This window comes from Paenibacillus chitinolyticus (assembly GCF_045038035.1).
Lineage (GTDB): Bacteria > Bacillota > Bacilli > Paenibacillales > NBRC-103111 > Paenibacillus_F > Paenibacillus_F chitinolyticus_A.
Genome location: NZ_CP173427.1, coordinates 5,745,200 through 5,764,302 on the forward strand (window position 1 = coordinate 5,745,200; position 19,103 = coordinate 5,764,302).

Below are 19,103 nucleotides of genomic sequence, written 5' to 3' on the forward strand. Positions count from 1 at the left end.
TTACCCTTCCTTTCACTAACTTAATTCAATAAATAACCTCTTTTTCGTGCTGTCCGGTTCATTTTTTTGATTTGCCGGATTGCCCCTGTTTGCGAGACGGTATTTTCCAAACCTGCAAAATAGACAAGTCCTCGGGGGTCATCCTTCGATCTTCCGGCGCGGCCTGCCATTTGAACCAAAGCCGCTTCGTTGAACAAACTGGAATCCGCATCGAGGATAAATACGTCCGTTTTAGGAACGGTCACGCCACGCTCCAAAATCGTTGTGGTGACCAGAATGTCCGTAACCTTCCCGCGGAAGTCGGTTACCTTCACCGACCTTTCGTGGTCTTTGGACGATGTGCCGGCGATAGCCTTGTCCGGCCAGAGGCCTTGAAGCAGCCGGACAAGCGGGTCCACCAGCTTGATCTCCGGCACGAACACGAACAGCTGCGCGCCGCGTTCGAGCGAGCCCTCCAGACGCGCACGCAGCGTCTGAGGCAGGGCACCGCTGCGGAGGATACGCCGCAGCGGCGGCACCGGCACCCGCTTGGGCACAGGCAGCGGGTGCCGGTGAAAGCGCACGGGCACGGTGACATGAGGCAGGCGTCCGGACGCCGCCTCGCGCTGCAGTGCCCGCGGGGGCGTCGCCGAGAGGAGGACGTAGCGTCCTCCCGGCGCTAGAGCTTTGCGCGCGGCGAATTCCAGCGCCGCGCTGTTCAGGTACGGGAAAGCGTCGATCTCGTCGATAATCACGGCATCAAAAGCATGCGCGAAGCGCATGAGCTGATGCGTGGTTGCGATCGTGATATCGCCGCTTTCCCAAGTCTGGCTGCCGCCGCCGTACAGCGTCACGATGCTGCAGCCCTCAAATGCGCGCATCAGGCGCGGCTGCAGCTCGAGTACGACGTCCCGGCGGGGTGTGGCAATCGCGATCTTGCGGCCGTGCGCAAGTTCATATTGGAGGAGCGGGAAGATCATTTCGGTCTTTCCCGCTCCCGTGACCGCCCAAATCAGGAAGCTGGGCGCCGTTTTGCCGCCTTTCTCTCCCGCATCCGGGTCTCCGCCGCTTCGCGGCAGCGTAACTTTTCCTGCTGCACCTTTGCTGCCGGGCGAAGTACCGCTTAAAAACGCAAGCGCCTCCTTTGAAGCTGCTGTTTGAGCCGGACTCAGACCCCAAGGGGTTAAATAAACCTCCAAAGTAGGATCGAATGCAGATTCCCTTATGCTATTTTTAGGACAACGGTTCTCCCCTGGGCTTTCTTTTACATCTCCAGGCCACCGGTAAACATCCTCATTGCCCTTGTAGTTTCCCTTAACTCCTTCAATGAGCAAAGTACAGGAGCGCACTCGCCCCATAGTCAGACATTCTTCACAGTAGGCGCAATCCATTCCGCAATGATAACAGGGAGTAAAATGAAGTTTGCCGCTTCCGCATCTTTTGCAGCTATAGGTGGTCTGCCGCCGCCAAAAGGCCGGAAACTTTCTGATCTGGCTGCTCTGTAATCCATTGGTCAAGGTAATATCCCCGTTTAAATAAGCCAATTGGATGTAAGTTTTCCAAACTCCATTTTCCAACAGCTCTGACATTCCAGAATCTTCCAGCAACCGGATGACTTCTTCACTCAAAAGGCTTCTGCCGTTTAGTGCTTCTATAATTCGATCATATGTGATGGAATTGTCAGGAAACGCAGATGGGCCGCAAATAAGCCAGCTGTCATAGTCTATCGAACGGGAAGTAAGCGATTGAACGATTTCCGAAGGAATCGGCGGGGACGTACGCATTAATTTTTCTGGGAGCGTGTTTTTTCTACCGTTAGACGGCGGAGAAGGGTTTAAATCTGCGGTTGATTCCGTTAAGGTTGCTGCTTGTAGGTAGTCATTAAAAGACGCTGATGAAGAAGGTGTAGGATGACTTACATTAGGGGGGTTGAACAGATCGGAATTGGTTTCGGAGGGACTTCTTTTACCTGTAGAATAAGAGTGGGTGATTAAAAAATCGGTCTTCAGCCAATCAGGGTCTTCGCTTGACGAAGAGGGTGTATAAACAGACGGATGAATTTCGGGGAAAACATGGGGGAATCGTTTCTTGCACGAGGGAAAGCTCAACACATCAATCAGGGCGAGAGCTTGTCCAACTGAGACAGGAGGCTCCAGCAGCACAATCCGGACGGAACGTCCGAGCCGCTCGAACCAGTACGCGAAGTCGACGGCCATTGCAAGGGAAATGTGCCATTGCCAACCATTATCGTCGGCAGCAGCGTAAACCTGAACTTTCATGACTCACCTACTTCAACGCTTATTCGATTGTAAACGATTACGTAAACCATGGACGGCACAAAGCCAATGAAGAATCCTAGGTGCTTACTCAAACAACGGAAGTTTAACCAACTGCTTCTGGTTGCTCACATGCATAACCACCAAGTTATCGCGTTCGGATGAAGAAGCCCATTCTTCCCAGGAAGATTCGGGCAAAACCGTTCTGATCTTAAGCTCGTAGGAACGTGAAAGCTTCTCGGCAATCCGCAGCGTATCGTCCGTAGAACCTTCGTCAATTACGGAGACGGACAGAGATTTTCCGCTGAACCTCGCCAGAAAAAACAAAGAACGGATATACCACTCGATATGCAATTGGTTATCCTTGGTCACTAAAAGCAGGTGGTACGAACGTGCCTCTTCATTGGGGCGTTTTAACGCATGGAGCATACATACACAGAAGATGTAGCTCCCTACAAATAACATCAATCCGGTCCACATGACGGCTCCCTCCCTTAGCATACTATATGCCTTGGCGGGAGGGTTGGTTCCTAGAGAGTCACCCAGCCGTTTTTGATGGCGATAATAACGGCCTGTGTACGGTCGTCTACTTCCATCTTTTGCAGAATGCTGCTCACATGGTTCTTTACAGTCTTCTCGCTGATATAAAGGAATTCTCCGATCAGCTTGTTGCTCTTGCCTTCAGCCATCAAACGCAAAACTTCCGCTTCACGCTTGGTCAGCGGGCTTGTCGGAACATGAATATATTTTAGTCCGGATTCTTGAACGCCGTTGCCGGAACCCATAACACCGTTATCATCCAGGTATGTCATACGACGAAGCTGGTTGATCAATTTACCGGTGACTTTCGGGTGAATATAGGCATGTCCGGCTACAACGGAGCGAATCGCATTGATCAGCGCCTCCGCCTCCATATCCTTCAGCAGATATCCGGAAGCACCTTTGCGAAGCGTCTCAAACACATAACTTTCATCGTCGTGAATCGAAAGGATGATCACCTTAACGTCGGGAAAAATAAGCTTTAGCCGCTCAGTAGCGACAACGCCGTTTTCAAGCGGCATATTAATATCCATCAGGACTACGTCCGGCTGCATTTCGTTGCAGAGCTCGATAACCTGGATACCGTCGCCGCACTCCCCGATGACTTCCATATCGTCTTCCATATTAATGATTCGTTTGAGGCCTTCGCGAAACAGCTGATGATCGTCCGCAAGAATGAGTCTTACGTTACGCTTGGGACTCCCCTGGTTGTCCATTACCAATTTCCTCCTTGTTCTCTGCGCGAATGGGAATCAACATCGTAATCTTCGTTCCCACGTCCTTTTCTGAGTAGATGGCCATGTCCCCTTCGAGTAGCTTCAACCGTTCCCGCATCCCGATGATGCCAAAATTGTTGCCCTTGGCTATCTTATGCTCCGTCAAGTCCACATTGAAACCGATTCCGTTGTCATTAATGGAGATACTCACCAAATCCTCCTGGAAAGACAGCTCAAGTGTAACGAACGTTGCGTGGGCATGCTTGAGAATATTGGAGAAGGTTTCCTGAATCAGGCGGAAAATAGCGACCTCCATACCCGATGGAAGTCTAGTTTCTTTGCCCGAAATTTCAAGTTTCGTATGTACCTGGGTTTTATCTTCAAAATCCTGTACGAATTTACGTACGGTCGGAATCAAGCCCAGATCGTCCAGCGCCATTGGCCTGAGATTGAAGATCATTTTGCGAACTTCCTCCAGCCCGCATCGCAGTTGGGACTTAAGATCTATGAGTTCTTCCTTTGCCGCCGCATATTCCTGCTTGGTCACCATTCGCTCCGCAATTTCCGTACGAAGTACGACGTTCGCCATAGTCTGCGCTACCCCGTCATGAATCTCACGGGCCATACGCTTGCGCTCGTCTTCCTGGGCCAAAATTATTTTCAGCCCGAGCAGCTGGCGGTTTTTGGCCGACTCCAGAATGCGGGTGACCTGATTAAGATCACCCGATAAATATTCGAGAACGACATTCATCTGGGAGACGATCATTTCCGCCCGCTCGAGCTGTTTGTCTACATTTTTGATTCTTTGTTGGATGTCGTTGCGTCGTTCTTTAAGGTGATTCTCTTTTTCTCTCGATACCGTAAGCTGCAGTTGGAGCGATATAGCCGCCTCGTAGGCGGTTTTGATGTCATTTTCCCGATATTTGGCAAAGTCACGGCTTACTTCCGTAAGACGGATACGCGCACGTTTGTAGTCACGTTCCAGGTTGTCCACCAGCTCGATCGTCTGGGTAACTTCATCCTTAACTTGACTTAATTCCCTAAGAAGCGACTCTCGTTCGCCCCGGGCACTTTCGCAAATTTCGAATACCTGGTACTTGCTGCTCTCCATGACTTCGATGGCGTTCTTGATGACACGGTCTAATGCATCCACCTGCAAATCGCTCCAAACCCCTTTTCAAAACAAATTGGTCTGCCTTCTATAGTACCATACTTTGTGCTGTTTGAGAGTAAACTAATAGAACTATTTATTGCAGGTTAACGATCTGTTCGGCCTGATTCCACGTGACTTTCCAGCCTAAAGTTTCAGTCAGCAGACGCAGCGGAACCATCGTTAAATTGTTCATGATACGCGGCGGAACTTCGGCGGTAACCCGCTTGCCGTTCGTGATTAAATCGAGCTCATTGTTCCACATATCGACGATATTCCCGTCTTTTACAACCGTTGCCCGGAGTGCCTCCTGATCCCATAGCACTTTCGCTCCCAGAGCTTCCGAAACAAAGCGTGTCGGAACGAGCGTGTTTCCGCGGTCGTTAATCGGAGCTTGCTCCAGCCAGTACGATTTTCCGTTAACGGTTGCCATCTGATTGCCGATTTGCAGCGTTACTTTGTTCAGGCTGCCGGACGGTGTATCATAATTCGGATAGCTGAAAGAGATATCGTCAAGCTCGATCTTGCCTTGCAGCGCACGCTCGTCCTGACCTTGCTCCGGATTAACCACATAGATGCTCCGCAAAGTCAGCGGGTATTTCAGGTTAAGGCCGGACAAGTTGGCCGAGATGGACTTCCAACCCTGCCAGTTGATGTTTTTGGCGAGCTCAACCAGTTCTTTTTTACCATCCGCATCGATCACTTCGGCACGGAGCCAGTTCTGGCTTTCGTCGCCTTTTACCTTGAGGTTGATCGTTTGCGGATAGCCGTACAGCTGCGCACCGGTATTGTTAAAGACCGCGTAAGACGCCTTGTTGCCGGTGCCTTTTGTAAAATCGTAAGCGAGCTGCAGGCTGTTGTTGCCGGACTCGTTCTTCACGATGCTCAGCTTCGTACTGACTTCAGCCGGGAAGCTTTCCGAAGTGGTCAGAATTGATTTGTCATCGAGGTTATACCACATGGACTCATTGCCGAGCGGGATGTTCAACATACTGCTGTATCCGTCATACCGGGCGATAACTTGGGCATTCTTGCTGCCCTCCAGGCTGTCTACTTTCAGGACGCCGTTCTTGACTTCGCCCTTCACACCGAGCACTTCCCACTCAAGCGATGCCGGGGAAATTTCCTTTGTTTTACCGCTCTTGGTCGTCGCGGTTACGCTCAAATTGTAGCTTCCGCCCGCAACAAGGCCTTGTCCGCTCGCTTTCGAAACCTTCATAGAGCTGATATCCGCACGGCGTATTACTTTTACGTCCAAGTTAGACGATCCCGCACCGGTTGTTGCCGTAATTTTACCGCTTCCGAAGCTCGTAGGAATAAAGGCATTTCCGTCGAATTTTCCAAGATTGTTGGAAACGCTCCAGGTCGGCTGAACGCTGTCCGAAACAATCGGGTTGTAATATTCGTCATAACCACTGAAGGTGAACGTCGCTTTCTCGTTCAGGAACAGTTCTGTGTCGCCTTTCATAGTGAAGCCCTTCGGCTGGCCTTTCGGTGCCGTTGAGAAGACTCCCAGGGCATTCACGACAGCCCTCTGCGTGCCATATTCCGTTACATGAGCCAGTTGGATATTGTTCGTGCCAAGCGGACGTTCGACCATTTGCGTGGAACCGCCGCCGTCCAGATTCATCGCTTTGTAAGCACCGATCTCAATCAGAAAACGCTGGAATTCCTGCAGGCTCATTCCTGCGCTGTTGTCGTTCTTATCGGCTGTAACCAGATAGGCCTTCTTCATATCTTGGGAGTATCCTACGCCGGTACGGGAACGGTAACCGCCCAGGGAAGAGACATCGCGGGAGAAGGAGGTGGCTTTAGCTCCGTCTACGAGAATAGAGTGGCCCCCGATCATCGTTTTAAAAGCATCGTTCGCATAGGCCGTTCCCGTACGCTGGTTAATAAACGCATAATCCGCCGTAAGAGGGTCTCCGACTTTTAAATGCTCTTTGACGAATTGAGCGGATTTGCCCGCGGCTCTTAAAATGTACCCGTTCTTAGGCGGCTCGACTTTAATAATCGTATCCGGTGCGATTTGTTTGATAACCCCGTCTTGTACCAAGACCTCGGTCGGTACGGATTTTCCGTCATTGGAACGGTCCACCTGTCCCCAAGCATCGGTATACATGAACAACCCGTCCGTATGGCTGTGAGTGCCGTCATCATACCAATAGTACGTTTTGTTGATGCCTCCGAGTTCGAAAGAAGTGCCGTCCTTGGCTTTTACCGCACCTTGGAAAGCAAACAGGTCAATCACCGGCTTGTTATCCTTTGTTATCCCAAAAGCGTAAAGACCGGACATATTATTGGATGGGGTCGCCATGATTTGACCGTTGGTGATTTGCGGGCCCAAGGGCACGCCCTCCGCCTGCGTATTAAAAAAGTCCCCGTTAACCGCCGCGACTGCACCGGCTGCTTTGGCCATCGTAGCAACCGTCTGTTTGTCGGTAAACTGATTATTTTTCCCCGCGATTACATCCAGTTTTACATATGGATTCGTCAAATCTACCTCTACTACGTTGGCAGTCGCCGAGACCTTTTTATTGCTTCTGGTAAAGTTCCAAACATACTTCTTCATAACGGCACCCGAAGTTAAAATGCTCTCCGACTTCAAAGTAACCGTAGGGTCAGCGGCAAATGTGGGAACAGGCAGGGATACGACTACCTGAAAAGCAACGACGAATGCGAGTGTCGATCTCCACAGCTTGTTGGTAAACCTCATTCTTCTTTCACTTTCCTCTCTCCTGAATAGGTAAAATCAACTAGGACACACAATAGTATAGACTCTTAAACTAGCTAAAAAGTTACGAAATTTATATGATTTTTCCTAGAGTAATTGTGAAAAGAGAGCAAAAGGCTCGGAATTTGGTCCAAACTGGAATATTCGGGTCTAAAATCGGTCTTTTTAAGCTTTTTTGAGGGCGTAAGAAAATTAGATGGGCTTAAGGAGGTAGTGATTCGGAGGCTATTGAGGTGAGCACGGTCGTTGTTCTGCTACGATTTTTTTCACAAATTCTATTCAACATATTTGCCGCTGTTCCCCTGAATATCGCGTCTTCTTGTCCAAATTGCTGTGAACAAACAGCTGCATAACTTAAACCATTCTTCTGCAAATTTTAGCGAACAAAAAAACACGACCCAGTCCCTTAGGACCAAGCCGTGTTCTTCACGTCTTGTCAGACAATTGTTGAAAAGCAAACCTTCTGTTCTACAGAGCTTCCGCTTTGAGCAGTTCAGCTTTGTCTGTACGTTCCCAAGGAACATCCAGATCGTTACGGCCAAAATGACCGTAAGCAGCCGTTTGCTTGTAGATTGGACGACGCAGGTCGAGCTGCTTAATGATACCGGCAGGACGAAGGTCAAAATGTTTGCGGATCAGCTCAACGAGCTTCTCTTCGCTTACTTTGCCTGTGCCGAACGTATCGATGCTGATGGAAACCGGCTTAGCAACGCCGATGGCGTAAGCAAGCTGTACTTCGCATTTTTCTGCGAGTCCTGCAGCAACGAGATTTTTAGCGACGTAACGAGCCGCGTAGGCGCCGGAACGGTCGACTTTTGTCGGATCCTTACCGGAGAACGCGCCGCCGCCGTGACGAGCGTAACCACCGTAAGTATCTACGATAATTTTACGGCCAGTCAGACCGGCATCCCCTTGAGGTCCGCCGATTACGAAACGGCCCGTCGGGTTGATGAAATAGTTCGTGTTCTCATCCAGGAACTGCTCCGGAACGATTGGCTTGATAACGTGTTCTTTGATGTCTCTTTGGATTTGCTCCAAAGTGACTTCTTCACTGTGCTGTGTAGATACAACGATCGCATCAACACGTACAGGCTTATCCCCATCGTACTCAACCGTTACTTGAGTTTTACCGTCCGGACGGAGGTAATCCAGGGTACCGTTCTTGCGGACTTCAGTCAGTCTGCGAGAAAGCTGGTGCGCCATCGAGATTGGCAGCGGCATCAGTTCCGGTGTTTCGTTCGTTGCGTATCCGAACATAAGACCTTGGTCGCCTGCACCGATCGCTTCGATTTCAGCGTCGCTCATTTGGCCTTCACGGGCTTCGAGAGCCTGGTCTACCCCTTGTGCAATGTCAGGGGATTGCTCGTTCAGGGATGTAAGCACAGCACACGTTTGGTAGTCGAAACCATACTTCGCGCGTGTGTAACCGATATCCTTAATTGTTTTTCTGGCAATGGCTTGAATGTCCACATATTCGGAACGGGACGTGATTTCGCCGATGACCAGAACCAAACCGGTAGCCACAGATACCTCGCAAGCTACACGTGCGTTCGGATCGTTCTCCAAAAATGCGTCTAACACCGCATCGGAAATCTGATCGCAAATTTTATCGGGATGACCTTCTGTCACGGACTCGGATGTAAACAAACGTCTGCCGCGTTCTAGTGCCAATGTCATCGACCTCCTACTTGATTTAGTATGTAGAAACAAGTGCGAACTTACACAAAAAATGAACCTTTTCCTCGGTGGAAAAGGTTGCTTCAGGACCTTCTTGAAGTTATGTTACTTCATTTGTCGATGAATGTCAACGAAACAGGTATGAATTATAAAGTGAAAAGAACCTCTTCCGCTTTACGGATTAAACGGCTTGTGATAGCCCCGCCAACCGCCCCGCTGTCCCGTGAACTGATATGCCCCCAGTAGTCCTCTTTTATCGAAGTGGCGGGTATAGAACCGAGCTCCGATGCAAACTCCGTACTTAAATCCAAGCTTCCCAAAGCTTGTTTCCCAACAGGCAGCCCCATCTCTGCAGCGATTTCGTATTTAAGTAGGTCTAAAGCTTTATGCGACTCCGGTACCACCTTATTGTTGTTCTTCGACATCTTTTTCACACTCCTTCACTGGTTGTGCGAATAGTATCACCTTCCGCCCGAGTTCAACCCGTATAAGTTGCTGTTAACTTGGTTAATTTATGGAGGAGACTGCGTTCGCGTTGATCGTTTTAGATGAAACAAAAAACATTTACAAAAACAAAAAATGACAAGGACTCCAGAACTGGAATCCATGCCATCGTTGATGTTATAAAAATGTTCCATTCTAGGATTTTCTTTATTGAGGAACCTTAGAACCATCCGCGTTCCGAACCACATATCCACCACGGACCATTACATACACGTCTGCTGTCTCCTTAAGATCCGGCTTAACTCCACGGCCGTCTCTCGGGAAAATGAGCAGGTGATTGTTTTGTATAACTGTACCAGCAGCTAAGTCTTTACCAGCCGTTACATCCGGAATGCCATTATCGTCATTGCTCACAGCCAGTGTCTTACCATTACGTACAATCAGCTCAGACCCTGCATCGGCCAGAATAGTTTGTCCGGCTTTAAGCGCAACAACTTTCATGGCATTGCCTTGACCTGTGGATGGCGTTCCGCCTCCACCGTTGTTCGTAGGCAGCTTTGCGATTTCTTGCGCAATGATTTCTTTAATTTTGCCCTCTGTTAAGCCATTGCTTCCCCCGTCAGTACCGACAGATCCGCCAAGCCCTTGAACGTATTGTTCCAGATAACTCTTGGTTACGACCGGATCATCTGCTGAGCCGGGTGTGGGAGCGGCAGCATGTGTAAGTGAAAAACCAGAAACCATTGTTACGACAACTAGTGTACTCACTATATACTTTTTCATCAGAACACCTCATTTTATTCAAAAAAAATAAGGGAGCCTAGGCCCCCTTATTTTTCTAGAAACAATTAGTTAGTTACAAGAGTGGATACGGAAGTTCCGTTTGGAGCTGTTGCTTTAACAGTGAACTCTTGAACGTTAGATCCGATGGAGATCGTACCGTTGCTGTTAAGAGTTACGTTGTTATCAGATCCAGTGGAAGACTTAAGTACGATTCCGTTGATGGAGTAACGAATACCCAGGAATGCATCGTACTTAGTGATTTCGTTTACGCCGCTATCATCGTAGGAATACTCGATACCGTAGTTGTCCTTAGCTTTCAGTTCCATCGTAGTGTATACGTTGGTCGTGTAAGCTTTAGACGATTTAGCTGTTAGAGAAGCTACAGATACAACATCGTTCTTAACTTTTACGGAAAGAGTTTGATCTTTAGTTTCGCCGGATGCAGTTTTGAAAGTAACCACTACGCTTGCAGTACCTGCTTTATTACCAACAAGCTTAGCTTTACCAGCATCGTTATAAACAGCTTTCACTACAGTTGCATCGGAAGAAGAAACGCCAGTAACGAAGTTGCTTGGAACTGCTACTGTTTTACCGGAAGCGTCTTTAGCTTCGATTGTAACACCGCGGCCCATGTTGCTTGCATAGATGTCTTGATCGCTACCTTTATCCGGGTTGTTGCTGGTGTTGTCAAGAATTGCATACAGGTCGCTTACAGAAGCAACGTTGTAAGTCAATTTCTCGTCAGCTTTAGCAATTACTACTTCTTTGGATACGGAGTCAACTTCTTTATCGCCAAAGTACAATTTCGCTGTAACTTTAAACGTTCCAGAAGCACCTGTTGCAGAACGGATAGTAAATCCGTCGTTGAACAGTTCAAATCCGTCGTTAGCATAGTTCAGTTGAACCGTTTCTTTATCTTTGTTTACAAGAGAGAAACCGGAACCGCCCTCAGTTGTAACAACAACTTTATACTTGCTGTCAGTTACAGTTTTAACTACTTCACCGTTTTGGTCTTTAACTTTCAGGACCAGATCAGTGTTAGCGCCAGCGATAGCTTTTTGCTTGGAATCAGTAGCAACATAGAGGGATTCTGCTTTACGAGCATCGCTGATTTTGATGTTCTTGTTAACGTAGCTGTTAACGCCTGGAGCTACGATGGATACGCCTACGTTCAGGTAACCGTTAGCAAGGCCAACCGGTACGCTAGCGATTTTGATTTGACCTTTGTGCTCGCCGGAAAGTTGGAGAGACACGCCAGCTACGCTGCTGTTTACTTTGATAACGTCAGCGTTGTCTACGATGTCGTCAGCGGAAAGAAGGTTGCCGGCTTCATCATAAACGTTGATTGGCAGATATTTATCAGTATCGCCAGCTGCAAGTGTTCCGCTGAAATCGCCGAATTCTACTTTCTTAGCGAATTTCGTGGATTTCACAGACAATTTAGCTGTTGCTTGGGAAGCACCTGCATAAATCGTTGCAGTGTATTCACCACTTGCACTTGCTTTCTCAGTCAGGGAGAAAACAACTTTGTCAAATTTCTTCTCCGTTACTTGAAGAGCTTTCTCGTAAGGAGTGATGATTACGTTAGGAACGTTGGAAACATTACCAGTGTCTTCTTCAGCAATCAGGTTGCCGTATTGGTCGTACTGGTAAAGGTTAACTGTTGCAGTTTCGCCAACGGAAGAAAGAGTTTTGTTGGAGTTGGAGTATACGATCTCACCAAGTTCCAGTTTAGTTGCGTAAGGTGCAACGCCTACTTTGAACGTTTTATCGGCAGATACACGGGAATCATTGTTGAAAATGTTAACCGGAACTACACCGATACCAGGGTTAACGCCTGTAGCATTTGCTACATCCAAAGTGAGTACGAGCGTTCCATCTTCGTTCTTCTTCAGGCTGTTGCTCACGTTAGAAGTGAAGACCGTATAGTTACCAGCGGAGAAGGAAGCATTCTCACCGTATTGGTTGCTTGCTTTGAGTTTGATTCCTACTTTTTTACCGAAAGCGATTGTGTCGCCAGCGTTAAGGAATTCGATTTTCGTTACTTTCTCGTCAGTCGCTTTGAACTCAGCTGTAGATTTGTCTACAGTGGAAGCGTCCACGCCGGAAAGAGTAACCGTGTACGTACCGTCAATGACTTTAACGTCTTTCAGAGTAAGTACAGCAGATTTCTTGTCGTCTGCCCATTTAACGTCAGTAGCCAATGCAGCGTTGCCTCTTTTCAGAGCAAGTGTTGCTTTAGTTGTATCAACTTCGCGGTTGAATTTAACCGTTACGTTTTTAACGCCAGTTGCAGCAGCTTCTGTTACGGAAAGCTTCTTGCTAGCGTTATTGATTTGTTGTGCTTGGTATGCGGAAGTTACAAGCAGGTCGCGTGTAGCAGGCGCAGTACCGTTGAAAGGTTGGCCAGCTGGAGTTTCGAACAATTTCAGTTCTTGTGCCAGTTGAACGTAACCTTTAGCCCAAGTGGAAACGGTTTGATCGGAAACACCTGGTTTAGCAAGTGCTTCGTTCTCTTTGCCCAGACCACGGATCAGGAACGTAGCAAGTTCTTCTTTAGTTACGTCGCCAGCTGGAACGTATTTACCTTCTGCTTTACCGTTAGTAAGGCCGGCAACACGAAGAGCTTCGATGTAAGGAAGAGCGTAACCGTTAGCAGGATCGCTGGATTTAACGTCTTCGAAGCTGGAAGTAGTAGCGGAAGATTTCAGTTCGAAAATCAGGGCTGCTACTTTAGCGAATTGAGCGCGGTTCATTTTGTCGTTCAGACCAAAGCGGCCTTCTTCAACACCGTCAAAGATACCAGCTTGAATCATCGAATCGAACTTGGCTTTTGTAGCCGCGTCCAGGTTTTTCAGATCAGAGAAATCGTCAGCTTTAGCTGCGAACGCTACGGAAGAAAATACGGATAATGCCATAGCTGTGGAAAGAATTACGGATAAACTTTTTTTCATAACCTTTTTGTCTCCTCCTTGAATATCTTTCGGGTTTTGAGAGTGATTAGGAATTCTTGAGCTCATATTACTCATCGAATGATTCACCCCCTTTCCAGAGTGGTTGAGCTTAAATGTATAACTAATTCTTCTGCAGCGTTAAACTGCATCGAATCTAGTAACGAGAAATAATAGATATGTAGACATTTAACACCACTTTAAATATTATACATGGGCGCTAATGCTACGTAAAGAAGAATTTTGAGAAATGATTCCAGAAAACCTTGCTTTTTTGGAGCTCTCTTGCTCTTCCAATGTATTAAACGAGCGGTTTCGGAAAAAGTTGCGGATTCCACGATTTTTTTTATTATTTTTTGAAATCTTTTTGTAACTATTTTTATTTCCCTTATGTATTATAGCTTGGGATAAATAGGGATGTCCAATTTTGGAGACTTTGAAAAGAATTACTTTGATTTAATAAGAGAAGACACGACAGCAATCGGCTGCCGTGTCTTTTCTTATGATCAGCTTAGTTTACTTCAGTTTGCCTTGCTGCTTCATGACACGAATCGCAACAATAGCCGCCTCGGCTCTCGTGAAGGTTTCCAGCGGATCGAAACGGACCGTTTCTTTCTTCTGGCCTTCGATCAGAACGTTAGGCTTGCCTTCGATCAATTTAGCCTTTACAACGGCTTCAACAGCCGGTTGGGCATAATAATCGATCGTATTCGCATCGGTAAACGTTTTTTGAAGCCCTGCAAGAATCTTTTTGTTGTCGGTACCCAGTTTCAAATCTGCCGCACGGGCAATCATTACGGACGCATCCTGACGAGTAAGCGAGCTGTCCGGACTAAAGCGGTTGCCCGCAGTACCCCTGACGATACCTGCTCTTGCAGCTGTCTCGATGTACTTGAAGTCATACAACCCGTACAGATTTTCAACCTTAAATACGTCGATAAAGGTCGGCGTGCCGCTGTAATTTAAAGGAAGGTCGAAAATGCGAACGAGCATGGTAGCGAATTCCCCACGGGAAATCGGTTCGTTCGGGCTGAACGAATAGTTTGTTTTGCTGTTCATGATCCCTTTGGAGAACAAGGTTTCCAGTTCATTTCTTGCCCACGGATGGCCTGTTACATCATCGAAACCTTTATCCATGTACATCACTTGATAGTAACCGAATTTCTCGAACGGAACCGTGACTGTGTTGCTCTTCACATCTACAACGCCGCCAAGATTAACCCAACCGCGTCCTGTCAATGTGTTGTACTGCTCATACGTATCAAAGAAGAAGACGGAGATATACTTACCTGCGTCGTCACGGATAGCTTGGTCGAACTTAAGAGTCAGCGTACCGCGTTTGGTAGGAACTACAGTTTGATCAACGGAACGGGTATAGAAGTTGTTTTTAAGATCAAACGGTTCCATCCCTCTTCCCCGGAGAGCGTTTTGCAGATAGTCTTCCGTCGATTGTCCGCTTGCTTTCTCGGGAATCGTACCGGAATCGATGTAGAATAACTTGCTCGCTGCGCTAAAGTTATCGCCTTTACCTTTTCTGGCAAGCAAAGACTTGGCATAGTCGCTGCTGAACGGATTGCCGATCTTGTCTACACGGCCGTCAACGGTATCTGCAATACCGAAGTAAACTTTGCGGTCTGCAGTAATGTATTGATTGTTATCGAAAGTCGGTTTAAAGCGCATAAGTTTGGTGTCTTTATCGAACTTCAGTTTAACGTCACCGTTAAATACGTTGAAGTTGCTGGTCATGTCGTCCAGATATTCCGCTCCGACAACCGGCGTATTTGTGTTGTAAAGCACGATAGTACCGTTTGTTTTCGAGGTTCCACGGTTGACCGTGAACTTGATCGTGTTTTTGCCCGGCTTGAGATCTCTCACTTCATAAGAGAAACGATCGACATCGAGGCCGTTTTCGTTCAAGGTTTGCTTGCTTGCCGTCTCTTTACCGAAAGTAACGCTGTCCGCTTTCTCGGCATCGATCACAATCGTGTAGAAGTTGCTGTTGATGTTCGCTTGGTACTCATGCTTTTCGTTCTCGATAAGTACCGGCTTTTTCACGACATACGGAAGCGGTTCGCGTGCAATGGTAACCGTTTTGGAGACACTCATGTTAGCTTGGTTAGTAACCGTGAACTGGAACGTCATTTCGCCTTTTTCAGGAAGCTTAATGGCATTCGTTCTGAATTCAACGCCGGAGCTAGGCATACCGGTGAAGAATCCTCCGCTTACGTTCGTACTGGAACCCGAGACGCTGTTCCACACGTGATAGTCGGCGTGCGGATTGCCGTCTTTATCTTTGGAGTACACATTCAGGGAAACCGTAACGTTGCCTGCGTTAGTTGTGTTAAAGAATTTTCCGTTCAATTGAACGGTACGTTCATTCGTGGCATACATATCCGGCTTTTGAGCTTTCGGATACTTGCTCTTGCCGACCGAATCTTCATTCGGTACGAAAAGAACGATTTCCGGCGCTTCAGCCGTGATCAGGTTTACGTTATAAATCGCCTTGCTGATCAGAGAGTTGTTTACGTACATAAAGAATTTGATCTGGTTAGCGCCTTCGCTGAACAGTTGGGCAGGCGTAATGCCGTATTTCGTTCCCAGTCTGGCCAGATCAAACTTAAATTGACGGTTGGCGTCAAAGTCGCTCGCTTGGAGCTCAATCATTTTATCGTTAACATAAAGCTCAACTTTGTTACCGGCGCCCGTAGGCAGGTAGTTAACTGCTTTACCCGAAAGACAAGCGACAGTGGATCCGCAAGTCAATTCTTTAACATCACGGAGCGTGATGCCCGTGTTGCCCGGGCTTGCGATTTGATTCGCGATAATATACGGTGCGTTGTTAATTTGGATCGTATACTGGCGGCTTCCGTTCTCAACTAGCGTGCCAGAAGCATCAACCGGAACAAACTTGATGTTTTTTTGGCCGTCCGTGATGTTTTCCAGTTTGTAGATAAATTCATTATTGGACGGATTACCAACCTCTGCGATTTCTTTGCCATCCAGGAAAACTTTGATCTTAGTTGTGTGTCCGTTAGCTTTAATCTTCATTTCTACCGGCAGTTCGTTAACCTCGGTCGTTGCAGACTCGGTCAAAGAAGTGTAAATGTTCGTATTCGTAGCGGCATCTTTGCCCGTTACCATCGAAACATCGAGAATGCCGGCTTCGTTCGGGTTGGTGTAGTTAAAAGTATACGAAGACTCCCCTTGTCCAGCCGAACCTGTTGCATCCTTGAAAATAAATTGAATCGTTTGCGGATTCCGTGCCGCTGTCCAATCGGTCAGACCGGCAACGTTCAGATCCAGAACAAGATCATAAGCCGCATATTCATTGGCACGCGTGAACGTCGAGTTTGGAGTAAATTTCTTGACTGCGCCCCCTACGGAGCTGCTTGGCGTATTCAGGTCAAGGCCTGCGGCCACCTGCTGTCCGTTGATCAGAACGTCAACACGGTTCTGACGCAGAGCGCCGGTCGAATCATAGTCAACTTTAAGGCTTGTTTTAAGCGTCAGTTCTTTTACATCGAAGTTTGGCTTGTCCAGCAGAGACTGTGTAGTACCTGCGCTCGTAACGCCCATCTCTACCCCGAATGCAAACGGCTGGCCGTTATCGTACACGAACCGTTTTTCCGTCTGGTAGGAGTTCGAATCGTTGCTGGAATCGAAAACAATCCGGTTATCCCCGGCTTTCAAACAAATTTCACCCGTGGAACCGCAGCCTGCGGCGGCATCTCCCCCACGGAAATAAACCATGCCTTCGGTCCGGTTCAGGATACCGATTTTAGGAACCGTACTCCCGGTTTCATAAGCCTTTACTTCATTGGCGTTGGAAGATTTGGCTTTAATATCGACAGCCGTAACACCCAGCTTGATGTTGCCGCGGTCAACCGGATAAATTTTGCCGTCCACCAGACCGGCGTTATTTACCGTAAAATCGGTCAGGTTGGTCGTCGGGGTGTAGTAAATCCAGCCCGGTGCGGAAGACAGCGTGTTGGTGTCCCCCATTTTAACGATAATGCGGTTTAAGCCTTCGGACAGCGTGATGTTCGAGAATGTAATCTCGTTCGCGCCCGTTTGTGTAGGTTTGTGGGATTTCTCCACCGTAACCTGCTTTGTATTCACATTCATGATCTCATAGTAGATCGAGCTGATCTGCGAGTCGCTGATGTTGGAAATGCTCGCCTTCAGTGTGAACGGATTGCGTGTTACGCGTGTAACGTTGTTGTAATCCTGTGGAGCTTCCTTGTCCGTACCGAAGTTTACGGTCTGGTTGTACATGTTTGTGATGGAAATGGTGGAAGCCGCGTAAGCCGTAAGAGGCGGAAGCAGGCTAATCAGCATCGAAAAGAGCACGAGAACGCTGAACCATTTACGGGTATGCTTTTTCAAAACAAAACTCCTCCTTATATAAATGGATGAAATCTACAAATGGAAACGTACAATCTTGCTGCCTGCGGGCCCCCTTCCGATATTAGGCGAAGCTAATCATGGTGTCCTTTAAACAGTTGTATTTTAAATATCGGCCCGGATCGCCGAAATGTTTAGCCATTTCTCATTTTTTGGAATAAAAAAGGCACAAAAAAACCATTCCATGGATGGAATGGTTAGGTATTTATTTTATAAGTTCAGTAAAACTATTGTCGAAATACGTGCCGTTATTTGGGTAAACGGCTGTTCACGGAAGGTTTGAAGAGCAGCTTCTGGAGAAAACGGATAACCGGCTTCTGACTGCTGCTGATGATGCCGATCGCTTCAGCGCCGACTACAAGTACAAAGAGCAGAATGACAACGATCAATACCGTCAACCAGGCGGAATCCGTGTAGTTATTCAAAATGATAGCTACCGCGCCGAACATGGCCGCAATTCCGTAAATTATCAGCACCGTGGTGCGGTGGCTGAAACCCAGCTGAAGCAGGCAGTGATGCAGATGATTCTTATCCGCTTCCGAGATCGGTTTCTTATTGAGAAAACGTCTCATGATCGCAAAGAATGTATCGGACAACGGAACACCCAGAATCATGATAGGTGTCAGCAAGGAGAGAACGACGGATACTTTGAACCCGAGTATCGACAGTGTAGCCAAGGCAAAACCGAGGAACAAGGCTCCCGAATCTCCCATAAAAATCTTGGCCGGATGAAAGTTGTAGAACAGAAATCCGGAAATGCTTCCAAGAAGTATCGTACAAAGCAAGATTACGGTAAAAGCATCGCTGAACGGTGTCAGCAGCGCAAGAACCAGAATAGTACCCGTACCGATTCCGGATACACCGGCAGACAGACCATCCAAACCGTCGATCAGGTTCACCGCGTTGGAAACCCCGACGATCCAGAGAACGGTCAGAGGCATGCTCACGTAATCAGGCAGGGAGAAGTGTCCGCCGAACGGGACATTGAATTCATTGATCTTCAGTCCGCATGCCACTACGATACAGGCCGCAACGAATTGTCCGAGAAGCTTCCATCTGGGAGAAAGCTCGAAACGGTCATCCAAAGCGCCGGTGAGCACAATAACAAATCCTCCGAGCACCAACGCCAGCGCCGCGTTTCCGTTAACATCGGATAAGGCCGGTGAGATGACAAAGTATGCTCCGACAAAAGCCAAGAAAATCGCAACTCCACCCATACGCGCCATGATTCTCGTATGTACCTTGCGGTGATTCGGTTTATCGATGGCGCCTACCCAGAAGGCAAAACGTTTGACCAGCGGGGTCAACAACAGTGCAAACAGGCAGGATACAACAAAGCCCAGCACATATAATCCATACATAATCGGTTTTTCAACCCCTCTTGTCGCTAGTAACTTGTACCGCCGACAAAATTATACTGCTACTTTATAAACATTACCAGTCTTATTT

At 47.8% G+C, this 19,103-nt stretch carries 11 protein-coding genes; all 11 read right to left on the reverse strand.

Going from position 1 to position 19,103, the window contains the following annotated elements; translation table 11 throughout:
- Positions 1 to 20: 20 nt before the first annotated feature.
- Positions 21 to 2,258 (reverse strand): DEAD/DEAH box helicase, encoded by a 2,238-nt coding sequence (locus ACI48J_RS25940; protein WP_405080883.1) that lies wholly within the window; start codon positions 2,256 to 2,258, stop codon positions 21 to 23.
- 84 nt (positions 2,259 to 2,342) lie between these two features.
- Positions 2,343 to 2,735, reverse strand: a complete 393-nt coding sequence (locus tag ACI48J_RS25945) for a hypothetical protein (protein WP_326050650.1) — start codon at positions 2,733 to 2,735, stop codon at positions 2,343 to 2,345.
- Positions 2,736 to 2,785: 50 nt separating this feature from the next.
- The gene (locus ACI48J_RS25950) at positions 2,786 to 3,511 is read right to left on the reverse strand and encodes a response regulator transcription factor (RefSeq protein WP_009677083.1); all 726 of its coding nucleotides are present in this window, start codon (positions 3,509 to 3,511) and stop codon (positions 2,786 to 2,788) included.
- The gene (locus tag ACI48J_RS25955; RefSeq protein WP_326050648.1) at positions 3,483 to 4,670 is read right to left on the reverse strand and encodes a sensor histidine kinase; all 1,188 of its coding nucleotides are present in this window, start codon (positions 4,668 to 4,670) and stop codon (positions 3,483 to 3,485) included. The genes ACI48J_RS25950 and ACI48J_RS25955 overlap by 29 nt, the downstream gene beginning before the upstream one ends.
- 88 nt (positions 4,671 to 4,758) lie before the next feature.
- Positions 4,759 to 7,377, reverse strand: a complete 2,619-nt coding sequence (locus ACI48J_RS25960; RefSeq protein WP_405080884.1) for a stalk domain-containing protein — start codon at positions 7,375 to 7,377, stop codon at positions 4,759 to 4,761.
- A 486-nt stretch (positions 7,378 to 7,863) separates the two neighbouring features.
- Complete coding sequence (metK, locus tag ACI48J_RS25965) at positions 7,864 to 9,072, reverse strand: methionine adenosyltransferase (RefSeq protein WP_405080886.1); 1,209 nt, start codon at positions 9,070 to 9,072, stop codon at positions 7,864 to 7,866.
- Between the two features lie 146 nt (positions 9,073 to 9,218).
- Complete coding sequence (locus ACI48J_RS25970) at positions 9,219 to 9,497, reverse strand: alpha/beta-type small acid-soluble spore protein (protein ID WP_009677087.1); 279 nt, start codon at positions 9,495 to 9,497, stop codon at positions 9,219 to 9,221.
- A 226-nt stretch (positions 9,498 to 9,723) separates the two neighbouring features.
- Entirely contained in the window at positions 9,724 to 10,299 is a 576-nt protein-coding gene (locus ACI48J_RS25975; RefSeq protein WP_405080887.1) for a hypothetical protein, read from the reverse strand.
- A gap of 65 nt (positions 10,300 to 10,364) precedes the next feature.
- Positions 10,365 to 13,328: an S-layer homology domain-containing protein gene (locus ACI48J_RS25980; protein ID WP_405080889.1), complete on the reverse strand. Its 2,964-nt coding sequence runs from the start codon at positions 13,326 to 13,328 to the stop codon at positions 10,365 to 10,367.
- Between the two features lie 438 nt (positions 13,329 to 13,766).
- Positions 13,767 to 17,636: an S-layer homology domain-containing protein gene (locus ACI48J_RS25985; RefSeq protein WP_405080890.1), complete on the reverse strand. Its 3,870-nt coding sequence runs from the start codon at positions 17,634 to 17,636 to the stop codon at positions 13,767 to 13,769.
- A gap of 266 nt (positions 17,637 to 17,902) precedes the next feature.
- Positions 17,903 to 19,015 carry a glycosyltransferase family 4 protein gene (locus ACI48J_RS25990; RefSeq protein WP_009677093.1) on the reverse strand — a complete coding sequence of 371 codons (1,113 nt, stop codon included), beginning with the start codon at positions 19,013 to 19,015 and terminating at the stop codon, positions 17,903 to 17,905.
- Positions 19,016 to 19,103: the final 88 nt, after the last annotated feature.